This is a genomic window from Teichococcus wenyumeiae, assembly GCF_003696345.1.
Taxonomy (GTDB): domain Bacteria; phylum Pseudomonadota; class Alphaproteobacteria; order Acetobacterales; family Acetobacteraceae; genus Pseudoroseomonas; species Pseudoroseomonas wenyumeiae.
The window spans coordinates 1-15,577 of record NZ_RFLX01000055.1; the positions used below are offsets into that span (position 1 = coordinate 1).

15 protein-coding genes and 2 pseudogenes are annotated in these 15,577 nt (G+C 67.2%); all 17 read right to left on the reverse strand.

What is annotated here, in order from left to right:
• Positions 1 to 159 precede the first annotated feature (159 nt).
• Complete coding sequence (locus EBE87_RS25635; RefSeq protein WP_122140237.1) at positions 160 to 1,143, reverse strand: CobW family GTP-binding protein; 984 nt, start codon at positions 1,141 to 1,143, stop codon at positions 160 to 162.
• Positions 1,140 to 2,741, reverse strand: coding sequence for an amidohydrolase family protein (locus EBE87_RS25640; RefSeq protein WP_233560194.1), 1,602 nt, complete (start codon positions 2,739 to 2,741; stop codon positions 1,140 to 1,142). Before EBE87_RS25640 ends, EBE87_RS25635 begins: the two co-directional genes overlap by 4 nt.
• A gap of 14 nt (positions 2,742 to 2,755) precedes the next feature.
• Complete coding sequence (locus EBE87_RS25645; RefSeq protein ID WP_122140238.1) at positions 2,756 to 3,583, reverse strand: ABC transporter permease; 828 nt, start codon at positions 3,581 to 3,583, stop codon at positions 2,756 to 2,758.
• Positions 3,584 to 3,588: 5 nt separating this feature from the next.
• A complete protein-coding gene (locus tag EBE87_RS25650) occupies positions 3,589 to 4,623 on the reverse strand; it encodes an extracellular solute-binding protein (protein ID WP_199726519.1) in 1,035 nt (344 codons plus the stop codon).
• Positions 4,624 to 4,625: 2 nt separating this feature from the next.
• On the reverse strand, positions 4,626 to 5,687 hold the full coding sequence (locus EBE87_RS25655) for an ABC transporter ATP-binding protein (RefSeq protein WP_122140239.1): 1,062 nt from the start codon (positions 5,685 to 5,687) through the stop codon (positions 4,626 to 4,628).
• 16 nt (positions 5,688 to 5,703) lie between these two features.
• Positions 5,704 to 6,510 carry an ABC transporter permease gene (locus EBE87_RS25660; RefSeq protein WP_233560196.1) on the reverse strand — a complete coding sequence of 269 codons (807 nt, stop codon included), beginning with the start codon at positions 6,508 to 6,510 and terminating at the stop codon, positions 5,704 to 5,706.
• Between the two features lie 15 nt (positions 6,511 to 6,525).
• Complete coding sequence (locus tag EBE87_RS25665; protein ID WP_122140241.1) at positions 6,526 to 7,248, reverse strand: haloacid dehalogenase type II; 723 nt, start codon at positions 7,246 to 7,248, stop codon at positions 6,526 to 6,528.
• Between the two features lie 13 nt (positions 7,249 to 7,261).
• The gene (locus EBE87_RS25670; protein WP_122140242.1) at positions 7,262 to 8,500 is read right to left on the reverse strand and encodes a metal-dependent hydrolase family protein; all 1,239 of its coding nucleotides are present in this window, start codon (positions 8,498 to 8,500) and stop codon (positions 7,262 to 7,264) included.
• A gap of 3 nt (positions 8,501 to 8,503) precedes the next feature.
• Positions 8,504 to 8,998 (reverse strand): GAF domain-containing protein, encoded by a 495-nt coding sequence (locus EBE87_RS25675; RefSeq protein ID WP_199726520.1) that lies wholly within the window; start codon positions 8,996 to 8,998, stop codon positions 8,504 to 8,506.
• Complete coding sequence (locus EBE87_RS25680) at positions 8,995 to 9,894, reverse strand: branched-chain amino acid ABC transporter permease (protein ID WP_122140243.1); 900 nt, start codon at positions 9,892 to 9,894, stop codon at positions 8,995 to 8,997. The genes EBE87_RS25675 and EBE87_RS25680 overlap by 4 nt, the downstream gene beginning before the upstream one ends.
• A complete protein-coding gene (locus tag EBE87_RS25685; protein WP_122140244.1) occupies positions 9,891 to 10,757 on the reverse strand; it encodes a branched-chain amino acid ABC transporter permease in 867 nt (288 codons plus the stop codon). The genes EBE87_RS25680 and EBE87_RS25685 overlap by 4 nt, the downstream gene beginning before the upstream one ends.
• Complete coding sequence (locus tag EBE87_RS25690) at positions 10,757 to 11,956, reverse strand: ABC transporter substrate-binding protein (RefSeq protein WP_122140245.1); 1,200 nt, start codon at positions 11,954 to 11,956, stop codon at positions 10,757 to 10,759. The genes EBE87_RS25685 and EBE87_RS25690 overlap by 1 nt, the downstream gene beginning before the upstream one ends.
• 1 nt (position 11,957) lies before the next feature.
• Positions 11,958 to 12,707: an ABC transporter ATP-binding protein gene (locus tag EBE87_RS25695; protein ID WP_122140246.1), complete on the reverse strand. Its 750-nt coding sequence runs from the start codon at positions 12,705 to 12,707 to the stop codon at positions 11,958 to 11,960.
• Positions 12,704 to 13,471: an ABC transporter ATP-binding protein gene (locus tag EBE87_RS25700; protein WP_122140247.1), complete on the reverse strand. Its 768-nt coding sequence runs from the start codon at positions 13,469 to 13,471 to the stop codon at positions 12,704 to 12,706. The genes EBE87_RS25695 and EBE87_RS25700 overlap by 4 nt, the downstream gene beginning before the upstream one ends.
• Positions 13,468 to 14,109 (reverse strand): TetR/AcrR family transcriptional regulator, encoded by a 642-nt coding sequence (locus EBE87_RS25705; RefSeq protein WP_122140248.1) that lies wholly within the window; start codon positions 14,107 to 14,109, stop codon positions 13,468 to 13,470. The genes EBE87_RS25700 and EBE87_RS25705 overlap by 4 nt, the downstream gene beginning before the upstream one ends.
• Positions 14,110 to 14,287: 178 nt before the next feature.
• Positions 14,288 to 14,578 (reverse strand): annotated as a pseudogene (locus EBE87_RS25710) (integrase core domain-containing protein); the annotation flags it as partial.
• 89 nt (positions 14,579 to 14,667) lie between these two features.
• Positions 14,668 to 15,377 (reverse strand): annotated as a pseudogene (locus tag EBE87_RS25715) (IS6 family transposase).
• Positions 15,378 to 15,577 lie beyond the last annotated feature (200 nt).

The following is a 15,577-nucleotide window of genomic DNA, read 5'->3' on the forward strand; positions in this document are numbered from 1 at the left end:
GGCATCCAAACTGCAGGGACAGAGACCCGACCCGTAACTTCCCGGGCCTCCACCTCCAAGCCGCCAGTCCGTGCAACAAGGTTGCTGACAGAATCAGCCGACTTGAGCGTTCCCGATTACCCGGCACCATGCATATCGCCGCAGCGAAAACGCCGTCGGTTAGCCGGCGTCCACCGCAGCGCAAGCCAGGGCCGCCCTGGATCTATAGGAGGAGATGAGCACCAGCGCGTCAGGATTCACCGCGCGCAGATCGCTCGCGCCCAGGTCCCTTGCAATGATCACCACGCCTTCGGGCAGGTTCTGGCCCCCTGAAAGGGCCGTCATCGGGCTGAAAAGTGTACCAACAGCCTGGACCAGCAGCACCTCTCCCGTTTGCGGCCGGCGGATGAACCCCTTCACGCGTAGGAGGCGATCGCCGCAAAAAGCCGCGAGGTCTTCCATCCAGTCAAGCCGGTCCTCCCAGGTCGCACTCTCTGAAAAAGAGGCGCGCAACACGGCGATGCGCGGGTGAGCGGCGTCCGAAAACCAAGGCGCTGCGTGGGCCGGCCCCGTCGCACTGAAGGCAGCGCGGGCGCGGGCGGTGCGATCTCGCTCCAGGACCCGCAGCGCTAGCGGGTTGATGGAAGCGGCCAAGGCCTCGGCGGCACCGGTGCTGGCGAGATCGGGCTTGGTGAAAACGATCGTGCTGGCAGCAGCAAGCTGAGTGGTGATCTCGTCGAAGTGCTCGGCATGCCGCGCGGCCTGGGACGCGTCGCAGGTGGTGACGATACGCACGGTGAGCCCCAGCGGCGCCAGCGGCGCAAGGGAGCGCAGGATGGGCCCGGGGCGCGACAGGCCAGAGGCTTCCAGCACGATACGGCGGAAGGGCGGCAGGCCTGCCCTCTCGCGCTCCTCCACCAGGGCGCGGATGGTGAAGACCAAATCGTTGGTCAGCGAGCAGCAGACGCAGCCATTGGCCAGCATGGCAATGGGAATGGTGCCGCTCGTCGCGATGATGGCGCCGTCCACATCAATCTCGCCGGCCTCGTTCACGATGACGGCGGTATGAGCGGCTTCCGGCAGCGCGAGCCAGTCCACCAGCAGCGAGGTTTTGCCGCTGCCCAGGAAGCCGGCGAGCAGGATGAACTCGGTCGTCGCGGTCATGCCGTCGCCGCCTCCCGCTCCTTCTGCGCGGCAACCATGCCGCGGATGTCGGACAACAGTTCCTCGACGTCGAAGACCAAACCGGCACGGATCGTGTGGCGCAGGGCATGGCGCCACTCGGCCTTGCCGGTCTCGTCGTTCAGCCGCAGCGCGCCGGTGCCATAGAGCAGCTTCCAGTCATCCAGCGGGTTCTCGTCCAGTACGAGCAGGTCGGCCAGCTTGCCGACCTCGATGCTGCCGGTCTCATTGTCGATGCCCAGCAGCTCGGCGCCCAGGATGGAGGCGGAGCGCAGAACCTCCAGCGCGTTGAAGCCGGCCTCCTGCAGCAGTTCCAGTTCACGGATGAAGCCGAAGCCGAAGATCTGGAAGATGAAGCCGGAATCGCTGCCGGTACAGACGCGGCCGCCCCGATTCTTGTAGGCATTCAGGAATTGCATCCAAAGGCGGTAGTGGCCCTTCCACTCCACCTCGTTAGTGACGGACCAGCGGTACCAGTAGGCGCCATGGCCCCCGCGCGCGGGCTGAAAGTAGCGCCACATGCTGGGCCAGGTGAAGTCATCGTGCCAGTCCGCGCGGCGGAAGCGCATCAGGTCGCGGTTGGCGTCGTAGATCGTCATTGTGGGGACGAAGGTGAAATCGATCTCCAGGAACCGCTCCAGCACCTCGTTCCACTTGGCGCTGCCAGGCTCGGCGGCCTGCAGAAAGGTCTGGCCGGCGGAGGAGAAGCGAAAATACTCGTCATTGTAGTTGTAGCCGGGCGGATAGGCCTGGACGATGCGGTCGTTATAGAGCGCCTCCGGCAGCCCGTAATAATGCTCGGCGCTGGTCAGGCCCCATTGCGCCGTGGTCAGCGCGTTCATGCGCGTCACCGCCTGCTGCGCGTGGTGGCAGCCGGAGCGCAAGCCCAGCTTACCGCATTCCTCCAACGCCGCGCGCATGATGGCTGGCGGGGCGCCGAAGAACTTCACGCCATCCGCGCCAGCATCCTTGGCACGGCGCAGCCAGTCCCTCGCCTCATCAGGCGTGTGGATGGTCTTCAGCATGTCGTTGACGGCCGGAAAGTAGGGATGCGCCAGGATGCGCGGCGCGGCGATGCGGTTGGCGGCCGAGGCTTCCCGTTGCTCCGCCACCCAGTCCAGGCCGCTGAAGCAGCCCATCTCGCGCACCGTCGTAACGCCATGCGCCAACCACAGTTTGTAGACGTAATCCGCCGGTGCGACATTGCCATGCAGCGCGTGGTAGGGCACGCCGATATGGGTGTGGCAATCGATCAGCCCCGGCGTAACGAACTTGCCGTGGCAGTCGATCTCGTGATCCCCCTCGGGCGGGCGTCGGGAAGGGTTGATCGGCTTGCCCGGAGTGCCGACGGGCGTGATGGCGGCGATCCGGTCGCCCTCGATCACAATATCGGCCGGGCCCCAAGGCGGCGCCCCGGTGCCGTCGATCACGGTGGCGCCGCGTAGCACCAGCCGGCGGTAAGGACCGGTGCCACGGTCACGCCCCGTGGAGGCGGCTATCGGCGGCATGCCGAGCTTGGCATTCTTGGCCGTGATCTCGGTCCCAACCTTCGGCGCTGCCTCCGACATGGTGCCTGGCATGCTCTCTCCTTCCCTCAACGACGGTAACGGCGGCTGAGCACGGCGCTACCGGCCACGGTCAGCACCAGCGTGAAGCCCAGCAGAATGAAGGCCAGCGCAGCGCCGAAGGGCCAGTTGTTGCCGCGCACGAACTGGTCGTAGACGGCGGGCGCCATCATCTTGAACTGCGGCCCGCCCAGCAGCACGGCGCTGGCATAGGTGTTCATGCAGAGCACGAAGACCAGCACGCAACCCGCCACCACGCCCGGCAGCGCCAGTGGCAGCACCACACGGCGGAAGACGGCCAGCGGCTTCGCCCCGAGATTGGCAGCTGCTTCCTCCGCCTGGCGCGGAATGCCCTCGATCACCGCTGACAGCGTCAGGATCATGTAGGGCAGCACCACGGCGACGATGCCGGCCACCACGGCGCCAGTGTTGTAGAGCAGCGGCAGCGGCGCCGCGACGATGCCCAGGCCGAGCAGCGCGGCATTGATGGCCCCGCCATTGCCCAACAGCGCCAGCCAACCGGCAGCGCGCACCACATTGCCCACCAGCAGCGGGAAAATAACGAGGATGGTGAAGAAGCTTTTCGCCCGCCCCTGCATCCGCGCCAGCCAATAGGCGGCAGGAAAGCCCAGGCCAAGGGTGAGCAGAGTGCTACCCAGCGCCACAGCTAGGGTGGTTAGCAGAACCTGACGGTAGTAGGGGTCCTGCACGGCCTGGAAGTAATTGGCCGCGGTCGTCGCCTCCACCATCATCTCGGTCGGGCTGAACAGGTTGAGTGAGATGCGGAACAGCAGCAGCAGCGGCGCCACCAGCAGCAGCAGCACGAGGATTCCGGCGGGCAGGACGAGCGCGGCCAAGGCCCTTACGCCTTGAACTGCTTGTTCCAGAAATCCAGGATCTCGCCATGGGCGCGCAGCAGGTAATCGTAATCCGGCGCCCGCAGCCGCGCCTGCTCGGCTTCCGTCAGGCTGATCTGCTTGGCGATCTCCGGCGGCAGCGTGGCATCCGTCACCGTGGGCAGGTAGCCCATGCGGTCGGCGAAGGCAGTCTGCGCCTGTGGCTGCAGCATGGCGTCCAGGTAGGCATAGGCCTGGTCCTTGCTGCGGCTGTTCTTCGGGATGCCGGCCTCGAAGACGATGGCATAGGCGCCCTCACTTGGCACGACATGCCGCAGCGGAATGCTGGCCTTCTGCCACATGAAGCCACGCGCCAGCCACATCGGCGTCATCCAGACTTCCTCGCCCTTCAGCGCGGCGGCCAGCGCCTCGTTGGAAGGGTAGACCTTGGCGTCCAGCGAGCGCAGCTCCATCAGCTTGGCTTGACCCGGCTTGTAGTCGCTGAAGCCGCCGCCGCCGGCCATGGCCGCGGCAAAGGTGTTGGTGGAATACAGGATGTCGGAAAAGCCGACGCGCCCGCGATACTTCGGGTCCCACATATCGGCAAAGGAGGTGGGCGGCGTGGTCACCTTGTCCGGGTTGTAGAGCAGCACCAGCGCCGAATAGATATGCGGGATGGCATAGGGCTTGCGTAGGGCCTGCACGATGGTGCCGGCGCGCTTCAGGCGCGAGGTGTCCAGCGTTTCCAGCGTGTTCTGCGCCGCCATCATGTTCATGTCGGTGTCCGAGAGGCAGGACACGTCCATGGTGCCGCGCCGCGCCTGGCGCTCAGCCAGCATTTTGGTCTTGCGGGGGTCAGCATTTGCGACGTCCTGCAGGATCTCGATGCCCTGCGGCTGCATCATCGGCACGTCGATATTCTGCCGCAGCAGCTCGCCATAGTCCCCGCCCCAGGTGCCAACCACGGCCTGCTTGGACTGGGCGCGGGCGAGGCCCGGAAGGCCGGCGGAGGCGGCGGCGATGGCCGCACCAGCCAGGGTTGCGCGTCGGGAGATGATCATCGTCAGGCTCCTTTGTCGTTCGGCGTGGCCGGCAGCAGCCGGGCGGTTGAGGCGTCCCAGGAAAGGCTCACGCCATCCCCGGGGGACAGGCGGCGCAGTGGGTCGGCGGGGCCGGGCGTCTGGCAGATGGCGACCAGGGGCGTGCCGTCCAGCTCCGCATGATACTCCGTCTGCGGGCCGAGATAGGTCACGGCTCGCAGGCGGGCGGGCCCTCCAGGCGAGATGGCGACAAGTTCCGGCCGCAGCGCCAGCACGGCCGCGCCGCCCGGCGCCGCATCCGCCGCGCAGGGCAGCAGGGCGCCGGAGGCCGTGCGGAACCGCCCCTGCTCTTCCAGCCGCCCTTCCAGCAGGTTGCAGCGGCCGACGAAGCCAGCCACGAAGGGGTCCGCCGGGCGCTCGTACAGGTCCTCCGCCGTGCCGACCTGCCGCACCCGGCCGCGGTCCATCACCACCAGCCGGTCGGCCATGGTCAGCGCCTCCTCCTGGTCGTGGGTGACGATCAGGGTGGTCAGGCCCAGGCGCTGCTGCAGGGCGCGGATCTCCATCCGCACCTCCCCACGCAGCTTGGCGTCGAGGTTGGAGAGCGGCTCATCCAGCAGAAACACGGCAGGGTTCACCACCAGGGCGCGGGCCAGCGCCACGCGCTGCTGCTGGCCGCCGGATAGCTGGCGGGGCAACCGGTCATCCAGCCCCTCCAGCCGCACCATGCGCAGGGCTTCCCGTGCGCGGGCCTCGCGGTCCGCACGGTTCACGCGGCGCATCTCCAGCCCGAAGGCCACGTTCTGGCCCACCGTCATATGCGGGAACAGTGCATAGGACTGGAACACCATGCCGGTGTCGCGCGCATGCGGCGGCGCCTGCGTCACGTCCTTGCCGCCGATCACCACCCGCCCGCCGCTCGGCGGCACGAAGCCGGCCACCATGCGCAGCGTGGTGGTTTTGCCGCAGCCGGAAGGGCCGAGCAGCGCCACCATCTCACCCTGGCGCAGGTCGAGGTCCACGCGCTCCACCGCGGTGGAGGCGCCGTAGCGCTTGCTCAGGGCATCAAGGAGAAGGCTGCCCATCAGAAGGCTCCCGGCGTCATACGGTTCTGGCGATCGAGACGAAGCGGTCGGTGACCAGCATCAGCGCGGCGACAATGAGGATCTGCACGGTGGCGACGGCCGCCAGTGTCGGGTCCACGCGGAACTCGAGGTAGTTCAGCATGGCCACCGGCAGCGTGGTGCGGCCTGGGCCGACCAGCAGCAGGCTCAGTTCCAGGTTCTCGAAGCTCTGGATGAAGGAGAACAGGCAGGCGGCGATGATGCCAGGCCGCATGGCCGGCACGGTGACGCGGCGGAACACGGTGAAGGGCCGGGCGCCGAGATTGGCCGCCGCTTCCTCCGCCGCCAGGTCCATGCCTTGCAGGCTGGCGGTGACCAGCCGCACGGTCCAGGGAATGGTCAGTAGCACATGCGCCGCCACCAGCCCTTCGAGAGTGGAGGTGATGTCGCGGTCCAGCCAGAACTCGGCGCGCAGGTAGAACATGTAGAGCGCCGTGCCCGCCACCACGCCCGGCACGGCCAGCGGCCCCAGCAGCAGCGTGTTCAGCGCGCCGGCACCGCGCGGCCGGCCGCGCACCAGCGCATAGGCGGCGGCGGTACCGAGCGGCACGCCGATCAGCGTCGCGATCGCCGCCACCTGCGCGCTCGTAACGAAGCCCCGCGCGAATTCCTGCCGTGCCCAGGCATTGACGTACCAGCCCAGAGTGAAGCCCGACGGCGGAAAGGAGACGATCTCCTGGCGGAAAATGCTGATTACCATCACCATCGCCACGGGCGCTAGGATCAGGGTGAAGGCGGCGGCAACCAGGGCGCCGAAGGCGACGCGGCCGGGGGATAGGGTCAAGGAAATATTGTCCTGTCAGCCGCGCTGTTCCTCGCAGTGGGCCCTGGCCATCTCGCCCATGCTGGTGAAGCTGAAATCGAATTTCGGGCGCCCGCCGGGGTCCATGGTAGCGCCGAAGCCCTCATCGGCATGACGCCGGTGAATCCAGCAGGCGGCCAAGCCCATTTCATTCGCCGGCTTGTGGTCGTGGAACAGGCTTTCAGCGGTGTGCAGAATGTCGCCCTTCGTGATTCCCATGCTGGAAAGCCGGTCCAGCATGTAGTGGAAGTTGTTGAGGCTGGGCTTGTAGGAACCCGCGTCCTCCGCCGTCACCACCGCGTCGAAATCCACGCCAAGCCGCGCGTTGCTCATGGCGAAGCTAGCGTTGTCCACGTTGGACAGGATCACCAGCTTGTAGAAACGCTTGAGGTAGCGCAAGGCCTCCATCGTATCCGGAAAGGCCGGCCAGGCGCGGACGGAGCGGCCATAGGCCACGCATTCCTCGTGGCTGGCCACCACGCCCCATTGCTCCGCCAGTCGCTTGTAGACGATGGCCAGCAACTGGTCGTAGGGCTTGGCGGGCGTCTGCGCCTGCTGCGCGGATTCGTGATGCGCATGGGCCTGCAGGATCTCGTTGCGGCTCAGCGGGCGCTCCACGCGCCGCGTCAGCGGGCGCAACGCGGCGAACATGCCGCTTTCCCAGTCGATCAGCGTGCCGTAGCAGTCGAAGGTCAGGACCTTGAAGTCGCTCAGGCGCATGGCGGCGTCTCCTTCAGGCGGCAAGCTGGTTCTTGTGGAAGCGCCCGGCCTTCATGATGGCCGGCATATGCCGCCCCTGGCCGGTCAACAGCGAGAGGTCCGCCAGCGGGTCGCCATCCACCACGATCAGGTCGGCATGGGCGCCGGGCGTGACGACGCCCAGTAGGCCTTCCTGCCGCACCACCCTAGCGGCGTGAACCGTGGCGGAGCGGATGACCTCGATGGCCGGCAGAACCTGCCCCCGCAGGATGAACTCGTCCGACTGGTGGCGGTGCATCTCGCCCAGAAGGTCGGAGCCATAGGCCATCATCACCCCGGCCTCGTGCAGGATCTTCAGCGCCTCCATGCCCTGCGCGCGCACATCCTCGATCTTGGCGATGGAGGGCGGCGGCAGGCCGAGGGAAGCGCCCTCCCGCGCCAGGGCATCGAAAGTGACATTGGTGGGGACAACAAAGGCCCCCTTCTCCTTCACCAGCCGGGCGGTTTCCGGCGTGATCAGGTTGCCGTGCTCCACCGAGATCACGCCGCATTCCACAGCGCGGCGGATGGCCCCGTCCGTGTAGAGATGGGCGGCGACATAGGTCTGCGCATTGCGCGCTTCCTCCACGGCCGCGCGCACCTCGTCATTGGAGAAGCCAAGGAAGGCGATGGGATCGGTGGGCGAGGAAACACCGCCATTCGCCATGATCTTGATGAACTGCGCGCCGCCCTTGATCTCCTCCCGCGCCACGCGGCGCACGGCGTCCACGCCATCCACCACACGGCCCATGGCGCCGACCTTGTCCCCATAGTGCCCGACATCCCGGTGGTGGTAGCGGCCGCGGTAGTCGGTGTGGCCGCCGGTCTGCGACAGCGCCTTGCCGCAGATGACCAGGCGCGGCGCCTCGATCAGCCCTTCCTCGACTGCCATCACCAGACCGTGGTCGGCGCCGCCGAGGTCGCGGACTGTGGTGAAGCCGCGCATCAGCATCTCGCGCATGATCCTGGCGGAGCGCAGCGCCACCAGCGTGTCCGGCAACTCCGCATTGGCGCCGAGGTCCGCCATGGTGGCGATGACATGCACGTGGCAGTCGATCAGCCCCGGCATCAGCGTGCGGCCACGCAGGTCCACCACCTGGGCGGAGGATGCGGTGATCGGGCGGTCCGAAACCTCGCGGATCATCCCGTTCTCCACCAGTACGTGGTGGTCGGCCAGGGCGGTGTCGCCCGTGCCGTCGAGGATAGAGGCGTTCTGGAACAGGATGCTGGTCATGGTTTAGGCACGCTTCTGCAACAGGGCGGGGATCAGGAAGGGCGTGAAGGCGTGGGCGGTGTCCACCTGCTCCTGCACCGTATAGGCGCCCTCGGCGTCCAGCAGGTTGAGCGTGCCCAGCACATCTCCACCCTGGATGGCGGTGACGTTGATGACGGCGCCGAGGCCGAGGCTCTCGATCAGCTCATGGTCCGGGAAGGCCCAGCGGATGGCGGCCTTGTCTGAACCCAGGAAGGTCTGCTTCCGGTCCAGCACCAGCGCGCCCCAGGGTGTCGGTCCCATGCGCTTGCGGCCCTGCACCGGATAGGCCTCGGGGTTAGAGGAATAGACGCGCTCCACCTCCTCGCCCCCCTCGCGCCGCACCAGGATGGTGAAGAGCTTGTGGCCGATCAGCTCGCGGGTCGCGGCCTCCACCGCGCGGAAGGCGGCCTCGGGCGAGGCATCCCGCGCGATGGCATCGGTGACGGAGAGCAGGCTGTGGAGAAGACGGTCATTCATCGGCCCGGTGCTTTCTGCGAACGTTCGGGAAGGAGGCCATCGGGCCGCAGGCTCAGCACGAGCACCAGGCCGAGGCCGACAAGGATCTCGCGCAGCGCCGCCCGTTGCAGGGCCGAGACGCCGGGCGCGAATTCCGTGAGGAAGCGCGTCGCCTCCAGGAAGGCGACGAGGAGATAGGCGCCGATCACCGCGCCGGCCGGCCGCGCATTGCCACCGGCAGTGACGGCCAGGAAGATGTAGACGGTGATCAGCGGCTGGAACTGGTCCGGCGCCACGTAGCTGGTGTAGTGGCCGTAGATGGCGCCCGCGAGCCCGGCGATGCCAGCGGCCAGCGAGAAAGCCTGCGCCTTGAAGCGCACCACATTCTTGCCGGCGACAGCGGCCACCGTCTCATCCTCCCGCACCGCGCGCAGGCTGCGGCCCCAGGGGGACTGCAGCAGGCGGCGTTGCAGCGCATAGACGGCAGCCACAGCCAGCAGCGCGATCACCAGCGCTCCCAGATGAAACCACAATCCGGTGTCGCGCGGCAGAAAGCTGGGTACGCCGGAAATGCCATCCGTGCCATTCGTCAGCCAAACCTCGTTGGATGCGACGAGGCGCACCACCTCCGCGAAGCCCAGCGTGACGATGGCCAGGTAATCGTCACGCAGGCGCAGGGTGGAGAAACACACCAGCAGCCCGGCGCCGCCCGCCACCAGCACCGCCAGCAGCAGGCCCAGCGGGATCGGCACATGCGCCCAACTCGTGCTCATGGCCGAAGCATAGGCGCCGAGCGCGAAGAAGCCGGCGAGGCCGAGGTTGACCAGCCCGGCCAGCCCCCAGGACAGCATCAGACTCTGCGCCAGCAGGGCGTAGACCGAGCCGACGACGAGCGCGAAAAGGAGATAGGTGATCATGCCGCGCGGCTGCCCAGCAGCCCGGCGGGCCGTACGGTGAGCACGGCCAGGATGACCACGAAGCTGACGGCGAGGCGGTAGGAGGGCGCGAGGGCAAGCACGGTCAGCTCCTCGGCGATGCCGATGACGAAGGCGCCCGCCACGGCGCCGGGAATGCTGCCCAGACCGCCCAGCACGGCGGCGGCGAAGACCGAGAGCAGGATGCGTGCCCCGGTCATGGGATCGATGGAGGTATCAAGGCCGATCAGCGTGCCGCCGACGCCACACAGCCCGCTGCCGACGGCGACGGTGAGCAGAGCGATGACACGCGGGTCCACGCCCTTCAGCCGGGCGAGGTCCGGGTTGTCGGCCACCGCGCGCATCGAGCGGCCCAGCGGCGTGAGCGCCAGGAAGGCCCAGAGCGCGGCCATGACGCCAAGCGCGACGAGCAGGTTGTTGATCTGTTGCGGCCCGATGCGGATGGGGCCGAAGACCACGTCCCGCGCCAGCGGCAGGTCGAAGGCCTGGAGATCGTTGCCGAAGGCGAAGCGCAGCACATTCTCGATGACCATGGCGAGGGCGAGCGAGCCGATCGCCTTCATCAGCGCGCCACCGCGACCGAGCCGGTCCAGCACCCCGTATTCCAGCGCCGCGCCCAGCAAGGCCGCTACGGCAAAGGCCATGGCGACGCCGGCGGCGATGGGCAGGCCCAGGCGTGCGTTCACCACCCAGGCGCCATAGGCGCCGGCCGTGGCTAGGGCACCGATGGCGAAATGGGGAAAGCGCAGCACGGCGAAGATGGCGCTGAAGCCTAGCGCCGGCAGCGCCAGAAGCGAGCCAGAGATGACGCCGTTGACCAGGGCCTGGAGAAGCGCCTCGATCATCAGGCGATTTTCAGGAGCGTGACCTTGCCGGCCTTGACCTGTTCGTAGCGGAACTTGGCATCGGTGATGTCGCCGACCTCGGTGAAGTCGCAGGGACCGGAAGCGCCGTCGTAATCCACCTTGGTGCCGGCGGTGATCAGATTCAGCCCTTCGACCGCCTCCGTCACGCGCTCCCCGCCACCCTGGGCGACCTTGCGCACATTGTCCTTGATGACGGCGCCGGTGGTGCCCTGGCCCGCCGCCATGGCCATGGCGATCAGGCTGAGATGGTCGAAGCACTGGGCGCTGTAAGTATCGGGCGCATCCACCCCAAGCAGCTTGGCGACATGGGCATAGGCGCCGGAGCCGGCGGCGGTGGAGGGCGAGAGCGTATAGATGCCCTCGCTGACATCGGCCGGTAGCGCATCGACAAGCTGCTTGTTCACGGCATAGCCGAAGCCGATCAGCTTGCCGCGGAAGCTGGCACGGTAGAGGTCGCGCACCAGCACGGCGGTGTCGTTGGTATAGCCGCCCATGACGATGACATCCGGGCGGCCGCGCAGCACCTGGTCCACCTCGGTGCGTAGCGTGGTCTTCTTGTCATCGTAGATGAGGGAGGAGGTCTTGCCGCCGGCCTTGGTCACGGCCTCGGTGATGAACTTGAACTGCGCCTCGGTGAAGGGCGTCTGCGGCGACATGAAGGCGACGGTCTTGGCACCCAGTTCCGCTGAGAACTCGCCAAACTTGGTGCCCTGGAGGCTGGTATTGGGCTGCGTGCGGATGATGAAGCCCCCGTGCGGCAACTGCGTGATGGAATCCGCCCCCGAAACCGTCGCCAGGAAGACGCCGGACTGCCAGCACACCGGCGCGACGGCCGTGGTGACCGAGGAGGCCCAGGTGCCGATGATGGCGGAAACACCGTCCACGTCGATCAGCTTGCGCGCGGCGCGCAGCCCGGCTTCCGGGTTGGTCTGGTCGTCTTCCGAGATGATCTGGATCTGGCGGCCGCGCACGCCGCCGGCGGCGTTGATCTCGGCCGCGGCGCGATTCACCACCTCCGCCATACTGGGTCCATAGGAGCCGCCGGAGCCGGTGAGGGGCGTCAGGGTGCCGAGCTTTATGGGCCCATTGCCCTGCGCGCGCAGGATACGCGGCATGGCCAGGGTACCGGCGGCAAGCGCGGCGGCGGCAAGCATCTGCCTGCGCGACAATTCGGTCATGTCACTCTCCAGCGTGTTGGTGGCCAGGCTGTTGATGGGTACGGCCGCCGAGAAACAGGCGGCGAATGTCCGGATCGTCGGCGACCTGCCGGGCAGGCCCGTCGAGGTGGTTGCGGCCGTCCACGAGCACATAGGCGCGGTCGGAGACGGAGAGGGACTCCAGCGCGTTCTGCTCCACCATCAGCACGGCGATGCCACCCGTGGCGATGGCGCGGATCAGGTCGAACAATTCGGTCGCCGCCTTGGGGCTGAGGCCGGCCGTGGGCTCGTCCAGCAGCAGGACGCGCGGGCGGCCCATCAGCGCCATGGCCACGGCGAGCACCTGACGCTGACCGCCGGAAAGGCTCCGCGCGGCGACGCGGCGCTTCTCCGCCAGCATCGGGAAGCGAGCATAGGCCTCGGCCAGGCGTTCCCGCGTGGCGCGGCGCTCGAAGAGGCAGCCCATCTCCAGGTTCTCGGCGATGGTCAGGGCACCGAAGATGTTGCGTTCCTGCGGCACGAAGCCGAGACCGGCGCGCGCGATGGCCTGCGGCGCCTGCCCGGCGACATCCGCGCCGCCGATGCGGACATGCCCGCGCGACGGCCGCAGCAGCCCCGCCACCAGCTTCAGGGCGGTGGACTTGCCGGCCCCGTTAGGACCGATCACCGTCACCAGCTCCCCGACATTGGCGGCGAGGGTCACACCCTTCACCACCTGCTCGGCGGAGGCATAGCCACCAACAATCTCCTCGACCGAGAGCAGCGCGCTCATCGCCGTCCCCCGAGATAGGCATCCTGCACCTCGGGATTGGCACGTACCTCGTCGAAGCTGCCTTCCGTCAGCGTGCGCCCCTGCGCCATGACGACGACGCGCTGGCAAATACGCTCGATCAGCGCCATGTCATGCTCAACGATCAGGATGGTCAAGCCTTCCCGTGCCAGCGAGAGCAGTTGGTCGCCGATTTCCTCCGCCAGTGTCGGGTTCACACCGGCGGCGGGCTCGTCGAACAGGATCATGCGTGGGTCGGCCATCAGTGCGCGGCCGATCTCCAGCAGCTTCTTCTGCCCGCCAGAGAGGGCGGTGACCCGGTTATCGATGACCTGGAAAAGGCGCAGCCGCGCGGCGACGGCCAGCGCGCGCTCGGCCAATTCCGCCTCCCGCCGCCGCGCCGCAACGGTGTTGAGGATGGCGGCGCCGAGCCGCTCCCCCGGCTGGCGCGTGCCATAGACCATCAGGTGCTCAAAGACCGTCAGGTGCGGAAAGCCACGCGCGATCTGGAAGGAGCGGATCAGCCCACGCCGCGCAATCTGGTGCGGCCGCTCCCGTTCGATGCGTCTGCCCAAGAACGTGACGCCGCCGGAACGCGGGCGGATGAGGCCGGATAGCACGTTGAACATGGTGGTCTTGCCCGCGCCATTCGGCCCGATCAGCCCAGTGACGAGGCCGGGGCGTACGCTGAAGCTGGCGCCGTCCAGCACCTTCAGCCCACCGAAGGCGAGGTGGATGTTCTCGGCGACCAGCGGCGGCGCAGTCATGGCAGCCGCACCGCCACAGCCGGCGGCGGTCCCTCCGCGCGGGCGGAGCGAAACTCCCGGCGCACCTGTTCCTTCCAGAAATCCAGCAGGGTGTCGAAGTAGGCGGGATCTTCCTTCACCGTGGTCTGCGCGATCATGCCGCGGATCAGGCACATGGTGGCGTTCATCAGCACCAGGGCGCGTTCCACCTCCACGCCCGTCCTTTCGGCCAGTTCGCGCCAGACAGTGTTCAGCCCTTCATGGAATTCTTTTACCACGGGCATGATGCGGCGGCGGAATTCGGGGTTGTGACGGGCTTCCGGCAGGTACTCCATGGTCACGTAGAAGAGGCGGTCATTCATCATGCGCCAGATGTAGTCGACCAGCTCGTCGCTGCCGCCGCCGGAGCGGCGGCTGGCCAGCGCGTGCTCGTGCAGCGCGGCGGTGCAGGCGCGCAGCTGGCGGCTGACCGCGCCGGCGATAATGGCTTCCTTGCTGTTGAAGTGATGCGTCAGAGCGCCGCGCGAGACACCGGCGCTTCCCGCGATATCCGCCGTGGAGAGCCGCGCCAGGCCGCGGTCGTGCAGCAGGCCGACCGTGGCATCGAGCAGCTTGGCCACCGTCTCTGCACTGCGCTGGTGCTGCGGAGTCCGTGTCATAGCCCAAGCTGCCCTGAACTGTCGCAGAAGGGTGCGCAGCGTTCTTCTAAACCGTCAAGCCGGTTTGTGTTTTTGGCAAAACGCCCGGAGGCCTCGAATTACCCGTCGCTGTGCAGCCTCCAGAGCAGGATCGTCGCCTCAGGCTGTCCTGATCTTCCCCTGATTTGATGGACAGGGATCAGGCGGCAGCGTTCTCCATCTGCTCTGGCGTCTGGTAGCCCAAGGCGGAGTGGATGCGCTGCCGGTTGTGGTAGCTTTCGATGTAGGAGAACATGTCGCGTCTGGCCTCATGCCGCGTGGCCCATTGGCGCTGCTGGACGAGTTCGATCTTGAGGGTGTGGAAGAAGCTTTCCATGGGCGCATTATCCAGGCAATTGCCGCGGCGACCCATGGATGGCTGCACCCCATTTGTTTTCAGGAGCCGACAATAATCGTCGGCAGCGTACTGCGAGCCGCGGTCCGGGTGCTGGCCGCCGCCGCTGAATGGCCATGGTGAGGGCATTGTCACGTTGTTTGATGGCCAGACGAGTTTGACCGCAGGACGGAGCTTGCGCGACGTCACGCCGCCATCTGGACACAGGTTTCCTGCCGCCAGATCGGGAAGGCCTTGTCGCGCGAACGGTGGTACTGTTCGGCGGGCATCAGGTGTCGCCGTGGACGGAAGTGGCCATAGATCATCGCGTGTGCCGAGAGGAACCGCTGGGCTTGTCCAGCTGACTTGAAGCGCTGCATCTGGCGTTCTCGCCGTCGCGTCGGCCTGTGGGAGTTCCCGGCACGATTGTTGAGGTAGCGGCTGGTCCGATGCGGCACACCGGGCAGGACCTCACGCTGCGCGACGCCGTAGCTGCGGAGCCCATCCGTGACGATCTTACGCGGCTTGTATTTGAGGCCGACCAGCAGGCGCTGGAAGAAGCGCTTGGCGCCGTGGCGTTCCGCCGCTCCTGGACCAGGATGTCGAACACGACGCCGTGCTGGTCCACCGCGCGCCAGAGGTAGAACAACTCGCCATTGATCCTTAGGTATACCTCATCCATGTGCCAGGTGTCGCCCGGCCTCGGCCGCTGCTTGCACAGCTTTGCCGCGAACTCCGTGCCGAAGCGGAGGCACCAGCGGCGGATGCTCTCGTAGCTGGCCACCACGCCCCGCTCGGCCAGAATAAGCTCGATGTCACGCAGGCTCAGGCTGAACAGGTGGTAGAGCCAGACGGCATGGTGGATGACCTCGGCCGGGAAGCGGTAGCTGGGGTAGGTGGCGGGCTCAGTCGACATCCGGCTAGCCTGGCTCAGCCCCCTCATTCCGGCTAGCGCTCAACGACGTGACAATGCCCTCGGCCGCCCCATCATCGGGGATCTGCATCGTTCTGCCATCGATTAAAATGCGCTGGTCCTGCTTGTTTGCCTCGGGCAGGATGACGCCCCAGGCACAATCGGAAGCTACCTATGCGCATTCTCGCTCTGGTCCTCCTCAC

Coding starts and splice junctions, on each gene's coding strand:
- EBE87_RS25685 (WP_122140244.1), bottom strand. CDS start 10,757: ATGATCGAGGCGCTTCTCCAGGCCCTGGTCAACGGCGTCATCTCTGGC.
- EBE87_RS25655 (WP_122140239.1), bottom strand. CDS start 5,687: ATGGGCAGCCTTCTCCTTGATGCCCTGAGCAAGCGCTACGGCGCCTCC.
- EBE87_RS25675 (WP_199726520.1), bottom strand. CDS start 8,998: ATGAATGACCGTCTTCTCCACAGCCTGCTCTCCGTCACCGATGCCATC.
- EBE87_RS25705 (WP_122140248.1), bottom strand. CDS start 14,109: ATGACACGGACTCCGCAGCACCAGCGCAGTGCAGAGACGGTGGCCAAG.
- EBE87_RS25635 (WP_122140237.1), bottom strand. CDS start 1,143: ATGACCGCGACGACCGAGTTCATCCTGCTCGCCGGCTTCCTGGGCAGC.
- EBE87_RS25670 (WP_122140242.1), bottom strand. CDS start 8,500: ATGACCAGCATCCTGTTCCAGAACGCCTCTATCCTCGACGGCACGGGC.
- EBE87_RS25690 (WP_122140245.1), bottom strand. CDS start 11,956: ATGACCGAATTGTCGCGCAGGCAGATGCTTGCCGCCGCCGCGCTTGCC.
- EBE87_RS25695 (WP_122140246.1), bottom strand. CDS start 12,707: ATGAGCGCGCTGCTCTCGGTCGAGGAGATTGTTGGTGGCTATGCCTCC.
- EBE87_RS25640 (WP_233560194.1), bottom strand. CDS start 2,741: ATGCCAGGCACCATGTCGGAGGCAGCGCCGAAGGTTGGGACCGAGATC.
- EBE87_RS25680 (WP_122140243.1), bottom strand. CDS start 9,894: ATGATCACCTATCTCCTTTTCGCGCTCGTCGTCGGCTCGGTCTACGCC.
- EBE87_RS25700 (WP_122140247.1), bottom strand. CDS start 13,471: ATGACTGCGCCGCCGCTGGTCGCCGAGAACATCCACCTCGCCTTCGGT.
- EBE87_RS25650 (WP_199726519.1), bottom strand. CDS start 4,623: ATGATCATCTCCCGACGCGCAACCCTGGCTGGTGCGGCCATCGCCGCC.
- EBE87_RS25665 (WP_122140241.1), bottom strand. CDS start 7,248: ATGCGCCTGAGCGACTTCAAGGTCCTGACCTTCGACTGCTACGGCACG.